Here is a 17,890-nt window from a genome sequence, read left to right on the forward strand (position 1 = left end):
GTCACACTCCGCCGTCGTCCCCGCGCACGCGGGGACCCATAACCACCGGCCGTCTTGGTAGGCAAAGACTGATGACTCCGAGTCCTTTTCACCAATCGGCCGTCCGCGGTATGGGTCCCGGCGTTCGCCGGGACGACAGCTGTGTTTGCGGCCGGCTTGGTGATCAACTCACCGGCTTGCAATGACCCCTCGCCTCCGTCTCGGCCTCATCGCCGGCTTCGCCACCCTGGTCATCGACCAGGCCTCCAAGCTGTGGCTGCTGTACGTGTTCGACCTGCCCAACCGCGGCACCGTCAGGATCACCCCGTTCTTCGACCTCTACCTCGCCTGGAACATCGGCATCAGCTTCGGCTGGCTGCAGAGCGAGAGCGCGCTGGCGCAATATGGGCTGATGGCGGTGAAGGCCGTCGCGGTGGTCGCCCTCGGCATCTGGATGGCGCGTGCGGAAAGCAAGCTGGCGACGGCGGCGCTCGGCCTGATCATCGGCGGCGCCATCGGCAACGGCATCGACCGGCTGGCCTATGGCGCGGTGGTCGATTTCGCGCTGTTCCACATCCAGATCGGCGGCACGGTCTACAACTGGTACATCTTCAACATGGCCGACGTGGCCATCGTTGCCGGGGTGGCGGGCCTGCTGTATGACTCCTTCTTCGGGGCTCATGCCGCAAAAGCGCCCTGATCGGGGTCGATACCGGCCGGTGCTGTCCCGGAGCCAAGAGCCTGAGGTTCTTCACGTTTTCGGGACTGGCGCGGTGACCGGACCAGCCGCCTGCGGCGAGCGTCCAAATCGGTGGATTCGCGGCCGGTTCGTCGGAGCCCGAGCACTGCACAAGCGAGGACGGGAAAAGCCATGCGCAAGACCGAAGTCAGCGGCCGGATCGTGACCCACGCGGCCATTCGCGCCCTGCGGCTGTCCGCCGTCGCGCTCGGCATCGGCCTCGTCATGGCCGCCGGCGCCGCCCGTGCCCAGGACGACGAGGAAGACGACAAGACCTTCGAAGAGAAGATCATCGATAATCTGATGCGCGGCCTCGGCGGCACCAACATGGAGACGCCCTCCATCGAATACCGCGAGCGGTCGCCGCTGGTGGTGCCGCCCAAGCTCGATCTGCCGCCGCCGGCCGCCGCGGCGCAGGCGACCGCGCCGAACTGGCCGAAGGACCCCGACGAGCAGCAACGCCGTGCCGCGGCCGCCGCGCGCAAGAAGGAAAACAAGGATCCGGTCAATGCGGCCCGCCCGCTGACCCCGGCCGAGATGAAGATGGGGCGGACGGCCGCCGCCAAGTCGACTGAGCCGATTCAGCCCGGCGTCGCCAACAACCCGATGATGAGCCCGTCACAGCTGGGCTTCAAAGGCGGCCTGTTCGGCATGTTCAAGGGCAGCGACAGCGAGACCAAGCCGTTCACCAGCGAGCCGCAGCGCGAGAGCCTGACCCAGCCGCCGCCCGGCTACCAGACGCCGTCGCCGAGCTATGCCTACGGCACCGGCAAGCAGGAGCCGATCGGCGGCAAGCAGATGGACATCATGACCGGCAAGGAACGGTGACGGCGGCACCGCCCCGTTCGCCCGGAGATGCCGGCTTCGCTGGCGTTAGCGAAATTTAATGTCTCGCGGCGGCACGATGTCGCCGTTTTGTGACGTCGGGCGCCGTCCGGCGCGATGTAGCATGCTGCGCTCAAACCCGATCGCCCCTCCCTGCGGGCCTCCAGAAGGATCATGATGTCCTCGCACCGGTCCATTTCCGTCGCCGCCGCGCTCGTCTCCCTCATCGCGTTCACGGCCGGCGCTTCGGCGCAAACGACGTTCGCATCCGAGCCCCCCACCAGCTTCACCCTCCCCAACGGCCTGCAGGTCGTCGTCATCCAGGATCACCGCACCCCGGTCGTGACGCAGATGATCTGGTACAAGGTCGGCTCCGCCGACGAGACGCCCGGCAAGTCGGGCCTGGCGCACTTCCTCGAACATCTGATGTTCAAGGGCACCGAGAAGCATCCCGCCGGCGAGTTCTCCAAGACGGTCCTGAAGATCGGCGGCAATGAGAACGCCTTCACCTCGGTCGACTACACCGGCTACTTCCAGCGCGTGCCGCGCGATCAATTGCCGAAGATGATGGAGTTCGAGGCCGACCGCATGACCGGCCTCGTGCTGAAGGACGAGAACGTGCTGCCCGAGCGCGACGTGGTGCTCGAAGAGTACAACATGCGCGTCGCCAACTCGCCGGAAGCGCGCCTCAACGAGCAGATCATGGCGGCGCTCTACGTCAACCACCCCTATGGCCGCCCTGTCATCGGCTGGCGGCCGGAGATCGAGAAGCTCAGCCGTGAGGATGCGCTGGCGTTCTATCGCCGCTTCTACGCGCCCAACAACGCGATCCTGGTGATCGCCGGCGACACCGACGCCAAGGAAGTGCGCCCGCTCGTGGAGCAGACCTTCGCCAAGATTCCCGCGCAACCCGACATCCCCGCGCGCCGGTTGCGGCCGCAGGAGCCCGAGCCGGTGGCGCCGCGCACGGTCACACTGGCCGACCCGCATGTCGAGCAGCCGTCGATGCGCCGCTTCTATCTGGTGCCCTCGGCCACCACGGCTGCCCCCGGGCAGTCGGCCGCGCTGGACGTGCTGGCGCAACTGATGGGCAGCGGCAGCAACTCCTATCTCTACCGTGCGCTCGTCGTCGACAAGCCGCTCGCGGTCAATGCCAGCGCGTCCTATCAGGGCACGTCGCTCGATCCGAGCCAGTTCTCGATCGCGGTCGCGCCGCGTCCGGGCGTCGATTTCGCCCAGGTCGAGGCTGTCGTCGACAGCGTCATCGCCGAGATCGCACAGAACCCGGTGCGCGCCGAGGACCTCGAACGCGTCAAGACGCAGCTCATCGCCGAGGCGATCTACGCCAATGACAACCAGGCGACCATGGCGCGCTGGTATGGCGGCGGCCTCACCACCGGTCTCAGCATCGAGGACATCAGGAGCTGGCCCGACCGCATCCGTGCCGTGACCGCCGAGCAGGTGCGCGCCGCCGCGCAGACCTGGCTGCAGAAGAAGCGCTCAGTCACCGGTTATCTGATCAAGGACAATGCGGCCAAGCGCGAGGAGAAGCGGTCGTGATGAACACAATGACCTTCGCCCGCCGCTTCGCCTGCGCGCTCGCCGTCGGCGCCGCCGCGCTCACGATCGCTCCTGCCGCCCATGCGGCGACCAAGATCCAGCACCTGGTGTCGCCCGGCGGCATCGAAGCCTGGTTCGTGCAGGACGCCACCGTGCCGCTGATCGCGATGGAATATGCGTTCCAGGGCGGCGCCTCGCAGGACCCGGTCGGCAAGCCCGGCGTCGGCAATCTCGTGGCCGACCTGCTCGACGAAGGCTCCGGCGATCTCGACTCCAAGACCTTCCACGAGCGGCTCGACCGCCGCGCCATCGAGCTCTCCTTCCAGATCTCGCGCGATCAATTCCGCGGCTCGCTGCGCATGCTGCGCGACAACAAGGACGAGGCGTTCGAGCTGCTGCGGACAGCGCTGACCTCGCCGCATTTCGACAGCGCCGACGTCGAGCGCATCCGCTCGCAGGTGATCTCCGGCCTGCGCCGCGAGACCACCAATCCGAGCTCGCTGGCGGGCCGCAAGTTCCTCGAGCTTGCCTTCCCCAACCACCCCTACGGCCGTCCGGCCAACGGCACGCTGGACAGCGTGCCGACGATCACCGTCGACGATCTCAAGGCCTATGTCGGCCGCGTGCTCGCCAAGGACACGCTCAAGGTCGCGGTGGTCGGCGACGTCGACCCGGTCACGCTCGGCAAGCTGCTCGACCAGACGTTTGGCAGCCTGCCGGCCAAGGCTCAGCTGACGCCGGTGCCCGACGTCGTCGCCACCAGGCCGCCGCAGCGCGCGCTGGTGCCGCTCGACGTGCCGCAGACGGTGATTACCTTCGGCGGTCCCGGCATCCGCCGCCACGACCCGAACTTCATGGCGGCCTATGTGGTCAACCACATCCTCGGCGGCGGCGGCCTGTCGTCGCGGCTCTACAAGGAGGTGCGCGAGAAGCGCGGCCTCGCCTACTCCGTCTATGACGCGCTGCTGTGGATGGATCATTCGGCGCTGTTCATCGGCAACACCGCCACCCGCTTCGACCGCGCCGGCGAGACCATCGCAGCCGTCGAGCAGGAGATCCGCCGCATGGCGGAGGAAGGCCCGACCCAGCAGGAGCTCGACGAGGCCAAGTCCTATATCAACGGCTCGCAGATGCTCGCGCTCGACACCTCCTCCAAGCTGGCGCAGGCGATGCTGCAATATCAGCTCGACAAGATGCCGATCGACTACATCGAGAAGCGCAGCGAGATCGTCAACGCGGTGACGCTGGACGACGCCAAGAAGGCGGCCAAGCAGCTCTGGAGCCAGGGCCTGCTGACCGCCGTCGTCGGCCGCACGCCGCAGGCGGCCGCCGAACCGGCGCAAGCCCCAGTCACGGCTCCGGTGACGAAGACGAACTGAGCTTGCGAAGGCGCGCTCGCCTTCAACGACGCAGAATAACTATCAATGGCGACGTCATGCCCGGGCTTGTCCCGGGCATCCACGTTTTGGGGCAATTGACGCAGGTGGATGGCCGAGCCTTCGCCACTCCAAAGCGACTTCAGCCGCGCAGGCTGCACAAGCCCGGCCATGACGGCTGCTCGTGGCTTCCCACCGCGGCATCGACAAAAATGGTGTCGTCCCGGCCTTGAGCCGGGACCCATACCCCCAGGGAGGTGTTTGGGGCAGGCTGGTTTTGGGCATCTCGCGCCTCACATCTGCTGCGGCGTATGGGTCCCGGGTCGGCGCCATCGACGCCGCTTCGCGGCGCCGACGGCTTGCCCGGGACGACAGCGGGGCCAACACACCGACGTCACATACGAATAATTATCTTGCTATTTTTCCGAATTCATGATCAACTCTCCTTATCCCGCCTCACCGCAGAGGGGCGCATCGCGATCGTCACGACACGCGAGGCGGGGATGCGATGGCCGCGAGAGATCGCAGCGTCTTCTGAGCGAAGGCGCGGACGAACGATCTGTCGCGGACGTGAAGTCGCGTGGTCCTGGCATCCCGACGCTGATGCCAAGCTCGCCGGTGATGATGATCCGGCGGGCGACGGTGGCCAACAAGCCCGGTGCACCGAGGAGAGCGCGTATAAGCGTGAAGACCGTCGCGCGGGGAATGCCGGGATGCCTCGGCTGAACCTGTGGTACCTGCCGCCTGCATTTTTTTCGCAGGCGGGCCATGGGTGCGGCCAGCGCCCGGCATTCCCCGCGCCCTCTGCATTTTCAGCGAGGGCCACGACGATGCAAGCCTCGGGCAGGCATGCCGCGAGAGCGCGAAGCCGTGTCCTAGCTGATCGTCCCCGCTGTTTGAACCGTGAAGTCCGCCACACCAACCGCTGTCGTCCCGGACAAGCGCGCAAGGCGCGCGCAGATCCGGGACCCATACGCCGCAGCCGAAATGATGGGGACGAGATGTCAATGACCCGCCTGCCCCAAACTGCTCCCTGGGGTATGGATCCCGGCGTTCGCCGGGATGACAGCGGAGATTGTGATGACTGTCCCGGGTCAACGGTGCCGTCGACGCGAACCCGCGCACGCCGCCCCTAAAACCGCTATGGTGCACGCGAAAGCCTCGATTCCCCCTGGTGCTCCATGCTGCGGATTTCCCGCGACCTTGCCATCGACGAGAACGACATCGAGATCTCGTTCGTCCGCGCCTCCGGCCCTGGCGGCCAGAACGTCAACAAGCTGTCGACGTCGGCGCAACTGCGCTTCGACACCAGCCGCATCACGTTGCCGGAGGATGCCGCGGCACGGCTGGCGCGGCTCGCCGGCCAGCGCATGACCAAGAACGGCGTCATCGTGATCCAGGCCGAGCGCTTCCGCACCCAGGAGCGCAACAAGGCCGATGCGATCGAGCGGCTGGTCACGCTGCTGCGCGAAGCGATGGTGCGGCCGAAGGTGCGGCGCCCGACCAAGCCGACCTTCGGCTCCAAGCAGCGCCGGCTCGAGGGCAAGAAGCTCCGCAGCGACGTCAAGGCGGGGCGCGGCGCGCGCCGTTTCGACGATTAGTCCGTAACGCTGACATTCCTGCGTCGCGCACGACTGCTGCGCACGCTTTGTTCCGGCTGAAACAGCCGGCTACTACCACGGCGCGCCACCTGCGACCTACGCTCAGGAAAAATTGCGAGCGAGGAACGATGTCGGGACGGCGTGCGGCGCAAGATGCGCTTCTTCTGTGCGGGGGATTCATTGGCGCGGTGCTGAGCACCACGATCGCGTCGGCGCAGATGGCGCTGCCCGCGCCGAAGCCCGTCGACGGCGCCACCCTGTTCAAGCAGCAATGCGGCGTCTGCCATACGCTGAGCAGCACTGAACCAATGCGCCAGGGGCCGCCGCTGGCGAAGATCGTCGGCCGCCGCGCCGGCTCGATCGACGGCTTCCGCTATTCGGCAGGCTTTGCGAAAGCTGATTTCACCTGGGACGAGGCCAGGCTCGATGCCTGGCTGACCAATCCGCAAGAGCTGATCCCCGGCGCCGTGATGGCCTATCGCCAGGCCAAGCCCGATGTGCGCGCCGCGATCATCAACTACCTGAAGGACAATTGAGATGGCCAAACCCGTTCACTCCATGATCCGCGTGCTCGACGAGGCCAAGGCACTCGATTTCTACAGGCGCGCCTTCGGCCTGGAGATATCAGACAACCTCCGCTTCGACAGCTTTGCGCTGATCTATCTGCGCCATCCGTCGTCGCCGTTCGAGGTCGAGCTCACCGTGAACTACGACCGCAAGGAGCCATACACGCTCGGCGACGGCTACGGGCATCTCGCCGTCGTGGTCGACGATCTCGATGCCGAGCATGCCCGCTTCGAGCGCGAGAAGCTGGCGCCGGGCCCGTTGCGCGATTTCAAGCACAATGGGGCGACGCTGGCGCGGTTCTTCTTCGTCAGCGACCCCGACGGCTACAAGATCGAGGTCATCCAGCGCGGCGGCCGCTTCGGCTAGCCGCAGAACGACGCAAATACATAAGCAAAAAACCCACGGAGGATACCCATGAGAGAAGTCGATCGCCGCAACAAATACGACCGCCGCGTCTTTCTCAAGGGCGCGGCCTCGACCGTGCCGGCCGCGGCCGTGGCTTCCGCGACCGGCCTCGGGATCACCGATGCCTGGGCCGAGGATGCCAAGGCGCTGACGCCGGCGACGCTGAAGACGCTGGTGAAGGTCGCGCGCGACATCTACCCGCACGACTTCCTCGCCGACCGCTACTACATCACCGCGGTCAAGCCGTGGGACGGCAAGGCCGCCGAGGATGCCGCCGTGAAGGCGATGATCAATGACGGCGTTGCCCGGCTCGACCAGGACGCGCGTGACCGCCACAAGGTGCCTTACGCGCAGGTGCCGTGGGAGGCCGACCGCGTCGTGCTGCTCCAGGGCATCGAGCAGACCACGTTCTTCAAGACCCTGCGCGGCGACCTCGTGGTGTCGCTCTACAATCAGAAAGAGCTCTGGCCAAAGTTCGGCTACGAGGGCTCCTCCGCCGAGCATGGCGGCTACATCAACCGTGGCTTCTCCGACATCGACTGGCTGCCGAAAGCCTGACGCCGGCGAACAACGAAGAGAACACGGAGGACACCACCATGGCAAAATTCGACCAGAACGATTCGAGCGTCGTCGTCATCATCGGCTCGGGGGCCGGCGGCGGCACGCTCGGGAACGAGCTCGCCCAGAAGGGCATCAAGGTCGTCATACTGGAGGCCGGCAATCGCTACGAGATTCCGGACTTCATCAATGACGAATGGGAGAGCTTCACCCAGCTCGCCTGGACCGACATGCGCACGACCTCGGGCACTTGGCGTGTCGCCAAGGACTTCGCCAATTTGCCGGCCTGGATTGTCAAGGCGGTCGGCGGCTCGACCGTGCACTGGGCCGGCGCCTCGCTGCGCTTCGACGAGCACGAGTTCAAGGCCCGCACCACCTATGGCGGCGTCCCCGGCTCGAGCCTCATGGACTGGCCGGTGACGCTCGCCGAGATGGAGCCGTGGTACGCCAAGGCCGAGTTCAAGATGGGCGTGACCCGCACCAACGACATTCCCGGCCTGCCCGGCAACAACAATTTCAAGGTGCTCGAAGCCGGCGCCCGCAAGCTCGGCTACAAGACCGTGCACACCGGCAACATGGCGATCAACTCGCAGCCGCGCGACGGCCGCGGCTCGTGCCAGCAGATCGGCTTCTGCTTCCAGGGCTGCAAGTCCGGTGCGAAATGGTCGACGCTCTACACCGAGATTCCGAAGGGCGAGGCCACCGGCAATCTCGAAGTGCGATCCGGCAGCATGGCGATCAAGATCGAGCATGACGCCTCCGGCAAGGTGACCGGCGTGGTCTATGCCGACAGCCAGGGCAAGATGCAGCTGCAGAAGGCCCGCATCGTCGCGGTCGCCGGCAACTCGATCGAGAGCCCGCGCCTCCTGCTCAACAGCGCCTCGAACATGTTCCCGGATGGCCTCGCCAACTCCTCCGGCCAGGTCGGGCGCAACTACATGCGGCACATGACCGGCAGCGTCTATGCGACGTTCGAAAACCCGGTGCACATGTATCGCGGCACCACGATGGCCGGCATCGTGCGCGACGAGGCGGCGTTCAATCCGAAGCGCGGCTTCGTCGGCGGCTATGAGATGGAGACGCTGTCGCTCGGCCTGCCGTTCATGGCGGCGTTCCTCAACCCCGGCGCCTGGGGCCGCAGCTTCACCGCGGCGATGGAGACCTATCCGCGCATGGCCGGCATGTGGCTGGTCGGCGAGGACATGCCGCAGGAGACCAACCGCATCTCGCTCGATCCGGTCGCCAAGGACAAGTTCGGCATGCCCGTGGCCTCGGTGCATTTCGACGACCACCCCAACGACGTCGCGATGCGCGCCCACGCCTACAAGCAAGGCTCGGCGATCTACGAGGCGGTCGGCGCCACCGTGACCTACCCGACCACGCCCTATCCCTCGACGCACAATCTCGGCACCAACCGGATGAGCGAGAAGGCCAAGGACGGCGTCGTCAACAAGTTCGGCCAGACCCACGACATCAAGAACCTGTTCGTGTCGGACGGCAGTCAGTTCACGACCGGTGCGGCGTGCAATCCGACGCTGACCATCGTGGCGCTGGCGATCCGCCAGGCCGACTACATCGCCGGAGCGATGCAGAAGAAGGAGATCTGATTAGCAACGCGTGATGGGTGCGCACCTCACCCGCCGCGAATGCAGTCAGCGCCTCCCCCGCTTGCGGGGGAGGTCGCATCGCATCGAAGATGCGATGCGGGTGGGGGAACGCTCCACAAAGACTGCCCATGAAGCGCGCGCAGGAAAGACTGCCCGTGTGGCGCCCCCACCCCGCCCTCCCCCGCAGGCGGGGGAGGGAGACGAGACAGCAGACGCGTGGCTACTCCGCCGCGTCCATGATCGCGGCCGGCGCGCGAAAATCCGGCACCGCGGCGGTCGCCTTCGCCCGATAGATCAGGCAGGAACAGCGCAGCAGCGAGGCGAAATTCCTCACCTCGCCGTGGTGGTCGAGCACCTCGGCGTACAGCGTGGTCACGAACTTCGCGAGGCTCATGCCTTCCTTGGCGGCGATCTCCTCGAGCGTGTCCCAGAACGCCATTTCGAGCCGGATCGACGTGCTATGGCCGCCGATCCGCAAACTACGGGTCTGCGACGCATAATCGCGCTGAGGCTGGTGTGCAAACAGATGGCACATGGGCTTCCTCCGGCTGATCGTTATTTTTGCGAAACGATATACTGGCCCCGCCCGCCTCACAATCCCGTTGGAGAAGGTTGCTTTTCTCTGCCGCAGCGCATGAAAAAAGCTATTCTCGCCCCACATTTGCAGCGTGGCCGCCGCAGCGCCGCGCGCCTTCAAGATCCAAGCCAGCCAGCTTTCAAGTTCGTTCGCACCATGCCCGTCCGCCAGCTCCCCGAACAGATCGTCAACCGCATCGCCGCCGGCGAGGTGGTCGAGCGGCCCGCGAGCGTCGTCAAGGAGCTGGTCGAAAACGCGATCGACGCCGGCGCCAGCCGCATCGACATCTTCACCGATGGTGGCGGCCGGCGAAAGATCGCGATCACCGACGACGGTGGCGGCATGACCGCGGCCGATCTCGCGCTCGCGGTCGAGCGCCACGCGACCTCCAAGCTCGACGACGAGGACCTGCTGCAGATCCGCACGCTCGGGTTCCGCGGCGAGGCGCTGCCCTCGATCGGCTCGGTGGCGCGGCTGTCGATCACGACGCGACACAAAAGCGAGCCGCACGCCTGGGCACTTCAAGTCGATTGCGGCGACAAGTCCCCGATCGTGCCGGCCGCGCTGAACCAAGGCACCCGCGTCGAGGTCGCCGACCTCTTCCACGCCACGCCGGCGCGGCTGAAGTTCCTCAAGACCGACCGCACCGAGGCCGAGGCGATCCGCGAGGTGGTGCGGCGGCTGGCGATGGCGCGGCCCGACATCGCCTTCACCCTCGCCGGCGAGGAGCGCGCGCCGGTGACCTGGGCCGCCGCGCTGCCCGGCGCGCCGGGCCAATTGACGCGGCTCGGCGACATCCTCGGCGCCGACTTCCGCAGCCATGCGATCGCGGTGCGCAGCGAGCGCGATCACGTTGTCGTCGAAGGCTTCGCCGCGGCGCCGGCGCTGACGCGCGCCAATGCGCTCGGCCAGTATCTGTTCGTCAATGGCCGCCCGGTGCGCGACAAGCTGATCCTCGGCGCGGTGCGCGCCGCCTATGCCGACTATCTGCCGCGTGACCGGCATCCGTTGGTGGCGCTGTTTGTGACGCTCGATCCGCGCGAGGTCGACGCCAACGTGCATCCGGCCAAGACCGAGGTGCGCTTCCGCAATGCCGGCCTGGTGCGCGCGCTGATCATCCACGCGCTGAAGGAAGGTCTCGCCCGCGAAGGCCGCCGCACCGCGGCCAATGACGGCGGCGCGACCATCGCCGCATTCCGCCCGGCGTTCGCGCCGCCGCGACCCAACGTCGGTCCGATGAACTGGGACTGGCAGCGCTCGCCGTCGGCGCCGGTGATGCCGCATTTCGGCGGCTCCTTCCCTGCGGCGGCGCCCTCACCAGATCTCGGGTCGTTCGGGCTTGCGGAGTCCTCTCAAGCGGCGTTCGACGTCGGCGGCCCGCGCGCCGACGTTCGGCTGCACGAGCAGCCGGCGACGCCTGACCTGCTCGACCGTCCGCTCGGCGCCGCGCGCACCCAGATCCATGACACCTACATCGTTGCACAGACCCGGGACGGCCTCGTCATCGTCGACCAGCACGCCGCGCATGAGCGCATCGTCTATGAGCGGCTCAAGGCCTCGCTGGCGGCGCATGGCGTGCAGCGGCAGATCCTGCTGATCCCGGACATCGTCGAGCTCGACGAAGCCACCGTCGAGTCACTGCTCGCGCGCACCGATGAGCTGGCCTCGTTCGGCCTCGCCATCGAATCCTTCGGCCCCGGCGCCGTCGCCGTGCGCGAGACGCCATCGCTGCTCGGCAAGATCAATGCCGCAGGCTTGCTGCGCGACCTCGCCGAGCACATGGAGGAATGGGGCGAGGCGCTGCCGCTGGAGCGCCGCCTGATGCACGTCGCAGCCACCATGGCCTGCCACGGCTCGGTCCGCGCCGGCCGCCGCCTCAAGCCAGAAGAGATGAATGCGCTGCTCCGCGAGATGGAGGACACGCCGAACTCGGGCCAGTGCAATCACGGCCGCCCGACCTATGTCGAGCTGAAGCTCGCGGATGTCGAGAAGCTGTTTGGGAGGAGATAGCGGCTACGATTGAGGCCACGACGATAGCTACAAATCCGGTGTCGTCCCGGACAAGCCACCGGCGGCGCGTAGCGCCGTCCGGCGGCGCCGATCCGGGACCCATACGCCGCAGCAGCAGTCAGGGACATGAACGACGTTGCGAGCAGCCAGCCTCCCAACGCAATCCTGTGGCTATGGGCCTCTGCGTTCGCAGGGGCGACCGCGAGCGAGAATCAGGACCGGCGCAGGAACACGAACTCCGTTTCGTCGTAAGCGCGGCGCTCGAGCTCTTCGAACCCCTCGGGCGCCTTGAACGCGGCAGCCTTGGACTCCTCGACCACGAGCAGCGCCGATGGCACGAGCCAGCCGCCGTCGCGCAGCGAGGCCAGCGCCTTCTCGGCCAAGCCCTTGCCATAGGGCGGATCGAGGAACACCAGCGAGAACGGCTCGACCGGATGCGCCGGTCCGAGATCGGTGGCGTCGCGGCGGTAGACCTTGGTGACGCCGCCGAGCCCGAGCGATTCGACATTGTTGCGCAGCAGCGCCCTTGCCTCGGCGCCGTTGTCGACGAACAGCGTGAACGCCGCGCCGCGCGAGGTCGCCTCGATGCCGAGCGCACCGGTGCCGGCAAACAGATCGAGCACGCGTGCGCCCTCGATCGGATCCTCGTAGGCGTGCACGAGGATGTTGAACAGCGCCTCGCGCAGCCGGTCCTGTGTCGGCCGGATGTCGCGCGAGGCGGGCGAAGCGATGTTGCGGCCCTTCAGCCGTCCACCGACGACACGCATCGCCGCACCCTATTCGTCGTCCCGAGGCGTGATATCGCGCTTGCCGTGATAGCCGCGCTTCGGCCGCCGCGGCGGCCCCGGGAAACGCGCCTCCGCCTCGTGGCGCTCGCGCGCTTCCTCGCTGCCGGTACGCTGGACGAGCACGCGGCGGCCCTTGCGGTCGGCGACGACCTCGCGCTTCGGCTTGGGCTTCGGGTCCGGCAACGGCTCGCGATTGCCCTTGCCCGCAGGACCGAGATCGGCACCCGACTGCGCAATCACCTTCTCGCCGAGCTGTTCGCGCAGCACCCGCGTCTTGACTTCCTGCACCTCGCCCTCGGGCAGCTCCAGCAGCTGGAACGGACCGTAGGAGACGCGGATCAGGCGATTAACCTCGAGGCCGAGATGCGCGAGCACGTTGCGCACCTCGCGGTTCTTGCCCTCGCGGATCGCGACGACGAGCCAGACATTGGCGCCCTGGTCGCGCTCGAGCGTCGCTTCGATCGGGCCGTATTTGACGCCGTCGACCTCGACGCCCGCGGCGAGCTGATCGAGCTGTCCTTGCGTGATCTCGCCATGGGCGCGGACGCGATAGCGCCGCGTCCAGCCGGTGTCCGGCAATTCCAGCACGCGCGCGAGGCCGCCGTCATTGGTGAGCAGCAAGAGCCCTTCGGTGTTGAAGTCGAGTCGGCCGATCGAGATCAGCCGTGGCAGGCTCTCAGGCAGATTGTCGAACACCGTCGGCCGCCCCTCGGGGTCGCTGTGCGTCGTCATCAGCCCGCGCGGCTTGTGATACAGGAACAGCCGCGTGCGCTCGCGCTCCGGCAGCGGCGCGCCGTCGACCTGGATCACGTCATTCTCGGTGACATCGAGCGCGGGGGAGTTGATGACGCGGCCGTTCACCGTCACGCGGCCCTGCGTGACCATCTCCTCGGCGTCGCGGCGCGAGGCGAGGCCGGCGCGGGCCAGCACCTTGGCGATGCGCTCGCCGGCCTTCTTCGGCACGGCCGGCTCGGCGGCAATGCGGGCGCTGCGCTTGTCGGTCTCGGGCTTGCGCTCGCGATAGGCGCCGCGGCCGCCGAACGCCGGACGCTTGGCGAAGACCTTGCTGTCGTCTTCATTGTCGCGGCGCGGCCGCTCGGAGAAGCCGTCGCGGCCACGGCGTTCGCTGCGCGGATGCTCCTGCCAGTCGGTGCGCCCCTCGGGACGGCGCGGCCGGTCGAAGCTGCGCTCCTCGCCCCGATCCCGCGGGCGATCGAACTTCGGCTTGTCGAATTTGGGCCTGTCGAATTTCGGACGATCCTCGCTGCTGCGCTGGGTGCGCGGGCGATCGAAGCTGCGGCCGCCTTCGCGCGGCGGACGCGGGCTGCGTTCCGGGCGATCGCCATCCGCGCCGCGCTTCTGCCACGGCTTGCTCTCGCCGCGCGAGGGACGGTCGCCAAACTCCTTGCGCGGCCCGCGCGCGCCGGCACCGAACTTGCGCTCGCCCCGATCGCCTTCAGCGCCGCGAGAGAACTTGCGCTCTCCGCCAAACTTGCGCTCAGGGCGATCGCCGGTCCGCGGCGGACGGTCGCCGAAGCTGCGCTCGGTGCGCGGCCGGTCGCCGCGATCACGCGCGCCCTCGCCGCGTGGCGTATAGGGGCGTTTCTCACCATCGCGCTCCCGCGGAGCGTAGGGCTTGCGCTCGCCGAACTTGCGCTCGGACGATCGCCCCGCCGGACGAGCCTCGTCGCGACCGGCGCGCGGCGTATAGGGACGCTTCTCGCCGCCCCGCTCGTCGCGATCGAATTTCGGCCGGTCGCCACGCGGCTTGAAGGCGCGCTTCTCGCCATCGCCCGACCGCGCCGGGCGAGCGGCATAGGGCCGATCGCCGCGCGGCCGCTCATCGCGGTTGAAGCGCGGCTTGTCGCCAAAGGATTTGCGCGGCGCATCGCCGTCGTCGCGGCGGCGCGGGGCGCGGCCCTCGTCGAAGGAGCGCTTGCCCCGGCCACCCGCTTCCTTGTCGCCGAAGCCGCGCTTGGCGAACTTCTTTTCCGGCCCACGTGCGGCGCCCGAGCGTCCTTTGCCGCCCTCGGACCGCCCCCGCGGGGCGCCGCCGCGGCGGCCGCGGGAATCGTTGTCTTTGTCGGTGGTGCGGGGCATGAAGGTCTCACTTCGAGGTGCAGGACGACGCGTGAACCGCGCGCTTCTGAAGCAGCGCATGTCACGCAGGAAATCGGGGTCCGGTTGTGCTGAAGGGCGATCCAGTAGCAGACTTGGGCGGGCGTGACGAGCCATGAACAGCCCTTCTTTCATGGATTTGGCGCTGAAAGCGGCCGAATCGGCCGCAATTTCCGGCGAGGTGCCGATCGGCTGCGTCGTCGTCCGTGACAACGCGGTCATCGCCACCGCCGCCAACCGCACTTTGACCGACCGCGATCCGACCGCCCATGCCGAGATCCTGGCGCTGCGGCAGGCGGCCCAGGTCGTCGGCAGCGAGCGGCTGGTCGAGTGCGACCTCTACGTCACGCTCGAGCCGTGCACGATGTGCGCTGGCGCGATCTCCTTCGCGCGCATCCGACGGCTGTATTACGGGGCCGCCGATCCGAAGGGCGGTGCGGTCGAGTCGGGTGTGCGCTTCTTCACGGCGCCGACCTGCCATCACGCCCCGGAGGTCTATTCGGCGGTGGGCGAGCAGCAGGCGGCGCAGATGCTGAAGGAGTTCTTCAAGGCGCGGCGGTGAGGCCTATGCAGCCGCCTCCTTGCGCAGCGCGCGAAAGCTCATGCGAACCGGGAGGCTGGAGACGCCGCTCATGAAGGGCGACCGCACCCGGCGCACCCGCCCGGCGAGTTCGATCCGTTCGGTCCGGCGCAGCAGCTCCGCAAATAGCGCCCGCATCTGCATCCGCGCCAGCTGCAGTCCCATGCAGATGTGCGGACCACGGCCGAAGGCGATGTGCGGGTTCGGACTGCGATCGATCCGGAACGCGCTGGCGTCGTCGAACACGGTCTCGTCGCGATTGGCCGAATGGAAGAACAAGGCCAGCGCATCGCCTTCGCGAATGCGTTGCCCCCCGACCTCGGTGTCGCAGACCGCGGTGCGCATGAAGTGCCGCACCGGCGAGGTCCAGCGCAGCATTTCCTCGATCGCCGGATCGAGCAGCTCGGGCTCGGCCCGCAGCCGCACCATCTGCTCGGGCGCCGCGAGCAGCGCCGCCAGGCCGCCCGCCAATGCGAGCGCCGTCGTATCGTGGCCCGCCGTGACCAGCAGGATGAAGTAGGAGATCAGCTCGTAATGCGGCATTGCCGCGCCATGCGGCGCGGCATGCGCAATCAGGCTGGCGAGATCGTCGCGCGGTCGGGCGCGCCGGTCGGCCACGACGGCTTCGAAATAATCGCGCAGCGCCAGCATGGCCATCCGCATCGTATCGCCCGGCGCCTCGGCGAGACGGCGCCGCGGATCCTCGGCGCCCACGAAGGCCTGAGCGAGCCGCGCAAGCCGGGCATCGTCGGCCTCCGGCGTGCCCAGCATGCGGCCGATCACCCGGAAGGTGAAGGGCAGCGCCACGTCGCCTGCGAAGTCGCAACTGGCGCCGCGCGCGGAAACCCGGTCGATGATCTCGGCGGCCCATTGCGACAGCCATGTCTCCATCTCGCGCAAGACCGGCGGCGCAAAGGCGCCTTGGATGATGCCGCGATAAACGCCGTGATCCGGCGGATCCATCTCGGTCAGGCTGCGCACGAGTTGCGGCTTGCCGGTGACACGCTGCAGCACGGCCTCGGAGGTCTCGCTGGCGAGATAGGTGCGCGGGCCCGCGGCAAACTCATTGCTCCGTGTCTCGATCGAGACAATGTCGGCATAGCGCGTGACCGCCCGGAACGGACGAACGCCCGAGCGTTCAACCCAATGCAGCGGCGCGCGCTGGCGCAGCAGCGCACAGGCGCGTTCCAGCCGCGTTGGATCGGCGTGACCTCGCGAGGAGATCAGCACGTCCACAGCACGCTCGACGGCGGCGCTGCGGCGATCTGTCTGCGAGGATAGCGACGGAACAGCCGACATCAGTGCGAGAGCCCTGCTTGCGACGGGGCGGCATGAGTCAGGCGGCGCACCAGGAGCGTGAACTCCTTCATCCCGTAGTTGCCGATGACCTCGACGGCCGCCGCAAACTCCTGCTCGCAGTGGGTGGCCCAAACGTCCGGCGTAGTGCGATACAGGCGCGCCTTGGCGGGATCGCCGTCCTGCTCCTCATCAGCGGCCGCTCGCATGAAATTGACGGCAAAGCCGCGCCGGCTGGTCGCGAACATGCGCTGCAACATGGCTTTGATGTAGCCTTCCCAGGCGTCGCGCGAATAGCCGACGTTGACGTTCATGATGCCCGAGGCGACCGAATAGTCGGCGATGCGCGGGCTCTCCGACGCGACGACGAAGCGCCGCAAGGGGGCGGCAAAGCGGCGCCGCGCCCGGCTGATCATGGCGCGGGACAGGTCGATGCCGAGATAGTCAATCTCACAGGACGCAAAACGCGATTCAAGAAACGGCACCAGCGCGCCATAGCCGCAACCGATGTCATTGAGGCTGAACGGCGCCGACACGTCGCACAGCTTCATCAGTTGCACGAAGCGCAGGCCCTGCGTCGCCTCGCACGACCAGTCAACGCCGCGCGGCGTTGCGCCGTGACGCGCAACGCAGGCAGAGTAATAGGCATCGACGTCCGCCTGGATCAAGCCGAGGCTCGGAACGTCCTTCGCCGTGCGTGTGGCAGATCTGGCGCTCACTGCATGCTGAGCTCTCGAGCGCGCCGCTCCCGCACCGTCTTTGCAATCTGCTGTCGCACGACGCGGCCGGGCGTCGTCGGAATCGACACGATGACGTGCACGTCGGACGCGAAGACGACAGGCCGTCCACGAGAGACAGTGACGCGCGGATCATCGGCGGCCGAATGACAGACGAGCGAGATCGGCAACGGCGCGCCCGATTCCAGATCCTCCTTGAAAGCCTCGACGACTCGATCGTGACCATTCACGCCGTCGCGGTCCGAAGGATAGGTCTTGAGATGATCCAGGAATTTGTACCAGCGACGGCGCTCATTCCAGTCGGCAGGCACGATGCCAAGCAAGGTGAACGAGCGCTGCAGGCCATGCTCGGCAGAAAAGATCCCGAACTCGCGCTGCAACTCGGCCATCTCCGGCACCGCGTCAGCCTCGAACCGCTTGTTGAACTGAACCACGACGTCGAGCGTCGTGCTGTCCTTCATCATCGCTCCCATAACGGCTTCCTCCCGATAGCGCAGAATGCACCGGTGTCATGGTGCCTTCTTTTCTCCGGACCATCAAGGACGATCTGCCGCCAAAGGGGACAGC

At 67.4% G+C, this 17,890-nt stretch carries 17 protein-coding genes; 11 read left to right on the forward strand and 6 right to left on the reverse strand.

Annotated features, from left to right (window positions below; all coding sequences use genetic code 11):
- Nucleotides 1-181: 181 nt before the first annotated feature.
- The 9 genes from lspA to ACQR1X_RS23465 all read left to right on the forward strand — a co-directional run bounded on the left by lspA (nucleotide 182) and on the right by ACQR1X_RS23465 (nucleotide 9,217).
- The gene (gene lspA / locus ACQR1X_RS23425; protein ID WP_315801941.1) at nucleotides 182-679 is read left to right on the forward strand and encodes a signal peptidase II; all 498 of its coding nucleotides are present in this window, start codon (nucleotides 182-184) and stop codon (nucleotides 677-679) included.
- A 171-nt stretch (nucleotides 680-850) separates the two neighbouring features.
- Complete coding sequence (locus ACQR1X_RS23430; protein ID WP_315801940.1) at nucleotides 851-1,546, forward strand: hypothetical protein; 696 nt, start codon at nucleotides 851-853, stop codon at nucleotides 1,544-1,546.
- A gap of 171 nt (nucleotides 1,547-1,717) precedes the next feature.
- Nucleotides 1,718-3,103, forward strand: a complete 1,386-nt coding sequence (locus ACQR1X_RS23435) for a M16 family metallopeptidase (RefSeq protein ID WP_434899666.1) — start codon at nucleotides 1,718-1,720, stop codon at nucleotides 3,101-3,103.
- Nucleotides 3,103-4,482 carry a M16 family metallopeptidase gene (locus ACQR1X_RS23440; RefSeq protein ID WP_315801938.1) on the forward strand — a complete coding sequence of 460 codons (1,380 nt, stop codon included), beginning with the start codon at nucleotides 3,103-3,105 and terminating at the stop codon, nucleotides 4,480-4,482. The genes ACQR1X_RS23435 and ACQR1X_RS23440 overlap by 1 nt, the downstream gene beginning before the upstream one ends.
- A gap of 1,178 nt (nucleotides 4,483-5,660) precedes the next feature.
- Nucleotides 5,661-6,080 (forward strand): alternative ribosome rescue aminoacyl-tRNA hydrolase ArfB, encoded by a 420-nt coding sequence (gene arfB / locus ACQR1X_RS23445; RefSeq protein ID WP_006610408.1) that lies wholly within the window; start codon nucleotides 5,661-5,663, stop codon nucleotides 6,078-6,080.
- A gap of 218 nt (nucleotides 6,081-6,298) precedes the next feature.
- Nucleotides 6,299-6,616, forward strand: a complete 318-nt coding sequence (locus ACQR1X_RS23450; RefSeq protein WP_434899690.1) for a c-type cytochrome — start codon at nucleotides 6,299-6,301, stop codon at nucleotides 6,614-6,616.
- Nucleotide 6,617: 1 nt separating this feature from the next.
- Nucleotides 6,618-7,013 carry a VOC family protein gene (locus ACQR1X_RS23455; protein ID WP_434899667.1) on the forward strand — a complete coding sequence of 132 codons (396 nt, stop codon included), beginning with the start codon at nucleotides 6,618-6,620 and terminating at the stop codon, nucleotides 7,011-7,013.
- 48 nt (nucleotides 7,014-7,061) lie between these two features.
- Nucleotides 7,062-7,610 (forward strand): gluconate 2-dehydrogenase subunit 3 family protein, encoded by a 549-nt coding sequence (locus ACQR1X_RS23460; protein ID WP_316217118.1) that lies wholly within the window; start codon nucleotides 7,062-7,064, stop codon nucleotides 7,608-7,610.
- Nucleotides 7,611-7,648: 38 nt separating this feature from the next.
- Nucleotides 7,649-9,217: a GMC family oxidoreductase gene (locus ACQR1X_RS23465; RefSeq protein ID WP_434845673.1), complete on the forward strand. Its 1,569-nt coding sequence runs from the start codon at nucleotides 7,649-7,651 to the stop codon at nucleotides 9,215-9,217.
- A gap of 220 nt (nucleotides 9,218-9,437) precedes the next feature.
- On the opposite strand, the gene ACQR1X_RS23470 is transcribed toward ACQR1X_RS23465, so the two are convergent.
- Nucleotides 9,438-9,752, reverse strand: a complete 315-nt coding sequence (locus ACQR1X_RS23470) for a ribbon-helix-helix domain-containing protein (protein WP_315802167.1) — start codon at nucleotides 9,750-9,752, stop codon at nucleotides 9,438-9,440.
- 198 nt (nucleotides 9,753-9,950) lie between these two features.
- On the opposite strand from ACQR1X_RS23470, the gene mutL reads away from it, so the two are divergent.
- Complete coding sequence (mutL, locus tag ACQR1X_RS23475) at nucleotides 9,951-11,804, forward strand: DNA mismatch repair endonuclease MutL (RefSeq protein WP_315801934.1); 1,854 nt, start codon at nucleotides 9,951-9,953, stop codon at nucleotides 11,802-11,804.
- Nucleotides 11,805-12,016: 212 nt separating this feature from the next.
- On the opposite strand, the gene rsmD is transcribed toward mutL, so the two are convergent.
- Both rsmD and ACQR1X_RS23485 read right to left on the reverse strand, forming a co-directional pair.
- Nucleotides 12,017-12,571 (reverse strand): 16S rRNA (guanine(966)-N(2))-methyltransferase RsmD, encoded by a 555-nt coding sequence (rsmD, locus tag ACQR1X_RS23480; RefSeq protein ID WP_434880407.1) that lies wholly within the window; start codon nucleotides 12,569-12,571, stop codon nucleotides 12,017-12,019.
- A 9-nt stretch (nucleotides 12,572-12,580) separates the two neighbouring features.
- The gene (locus ACQR1X_RS23485; protein WP_434899668.1) at nucleotides 12,581-14,692 is read right to left on the reverse strand and encodes a pseudouridine synthase; all 2,112 of its coding nucleotides are present in this window, start codon (nucleotides 14,690-14,692) and stop codon (nucleotides 12,581-12,583) included.
- A gap of 133 nt (nucleotides 14,693-14,825) precedes the next feature.
- Here ACQR1X_RS23485 and ACQR1X_RS23490 point away from each other — a divergent pair, with 133 nt between their 5' ends.
- Nucleotides 14,826-15,272, forward strand: coding sequence for a nucleoside deaminase (locus ACQR1X_RS23490; RefSeq protein WP_315801931.1), 447 nt, complete (start codon nucleotides 14,826-14,828; stop codon nucleotides 15,270-15,272).
- Between the two features lie 3 nt (nucleotides 15,273-15,275).
- Here the strand turns inward: ACQR1X_RS23490 and ACQR1X_RS23495 are convergent, their stop codons facing one another.
- From ACQR1X_RS23495 to ACQR1X_RS23505, 3 genes are read right to left on the reverse strand one after another with little or no spacing between them, the layout of a single operon-like run.
- A complete protein-coding gene (locus ACQR1X_RS23495; RefSeq protein WP_434894498.1) occupies nucleotides 15,276-16,589 on the reverse strand; it encodes a cytochrome P450 in 1,314 nt (437 codons plus the stop codon).
- Nucleotides 16,589-17,305 (reverse strand): class I SAM-dependent methyltransferase, encoded by a 717-nt coding sequence (locus ACQR1X_RS23500; RefSeq protein ID WP_316217123.1) that lies wholly within the window; start codon nucleotides 17,303-17,305, stop codon nucleotides 16,589-16,591. The genes ACQR1X_RS23495 and ACQR1X_RS23500 overlap by 1 nt, the downstream gene beginning before the upstream one ends.
- Nucleotides 17,302-17,712 carry a hypothetical protein gene (locus tag ACQR1X_RS23505; protein WP_315801928.1) on the reverse strand — a complete coding sequence of 137 codons (411 nt, stop codon included), beginning with the start codon at nucleotides 17,710-17,712 and terminating at the stop codon, nucleotides 17,302-17,304. Before ACQR1X_RS23505 ends, ACQR1X_RS23500 begins: the two co-directional genes overlap by 4 nt.
- Nucleotides 17,713-17,890: the final 178 nt, after the last annotated feature.

Origin of the sequence: Bradyrhizobium sp. HKCCYLRH3073, from assembly GCF_051167995.1 — a bacterium.
Classification (GTDB): Bacteria; Pseudomonadota; Alphaproteobacteria; order Rhizobiales; family Xanthobacteraceae; genus Bradyrhizobium.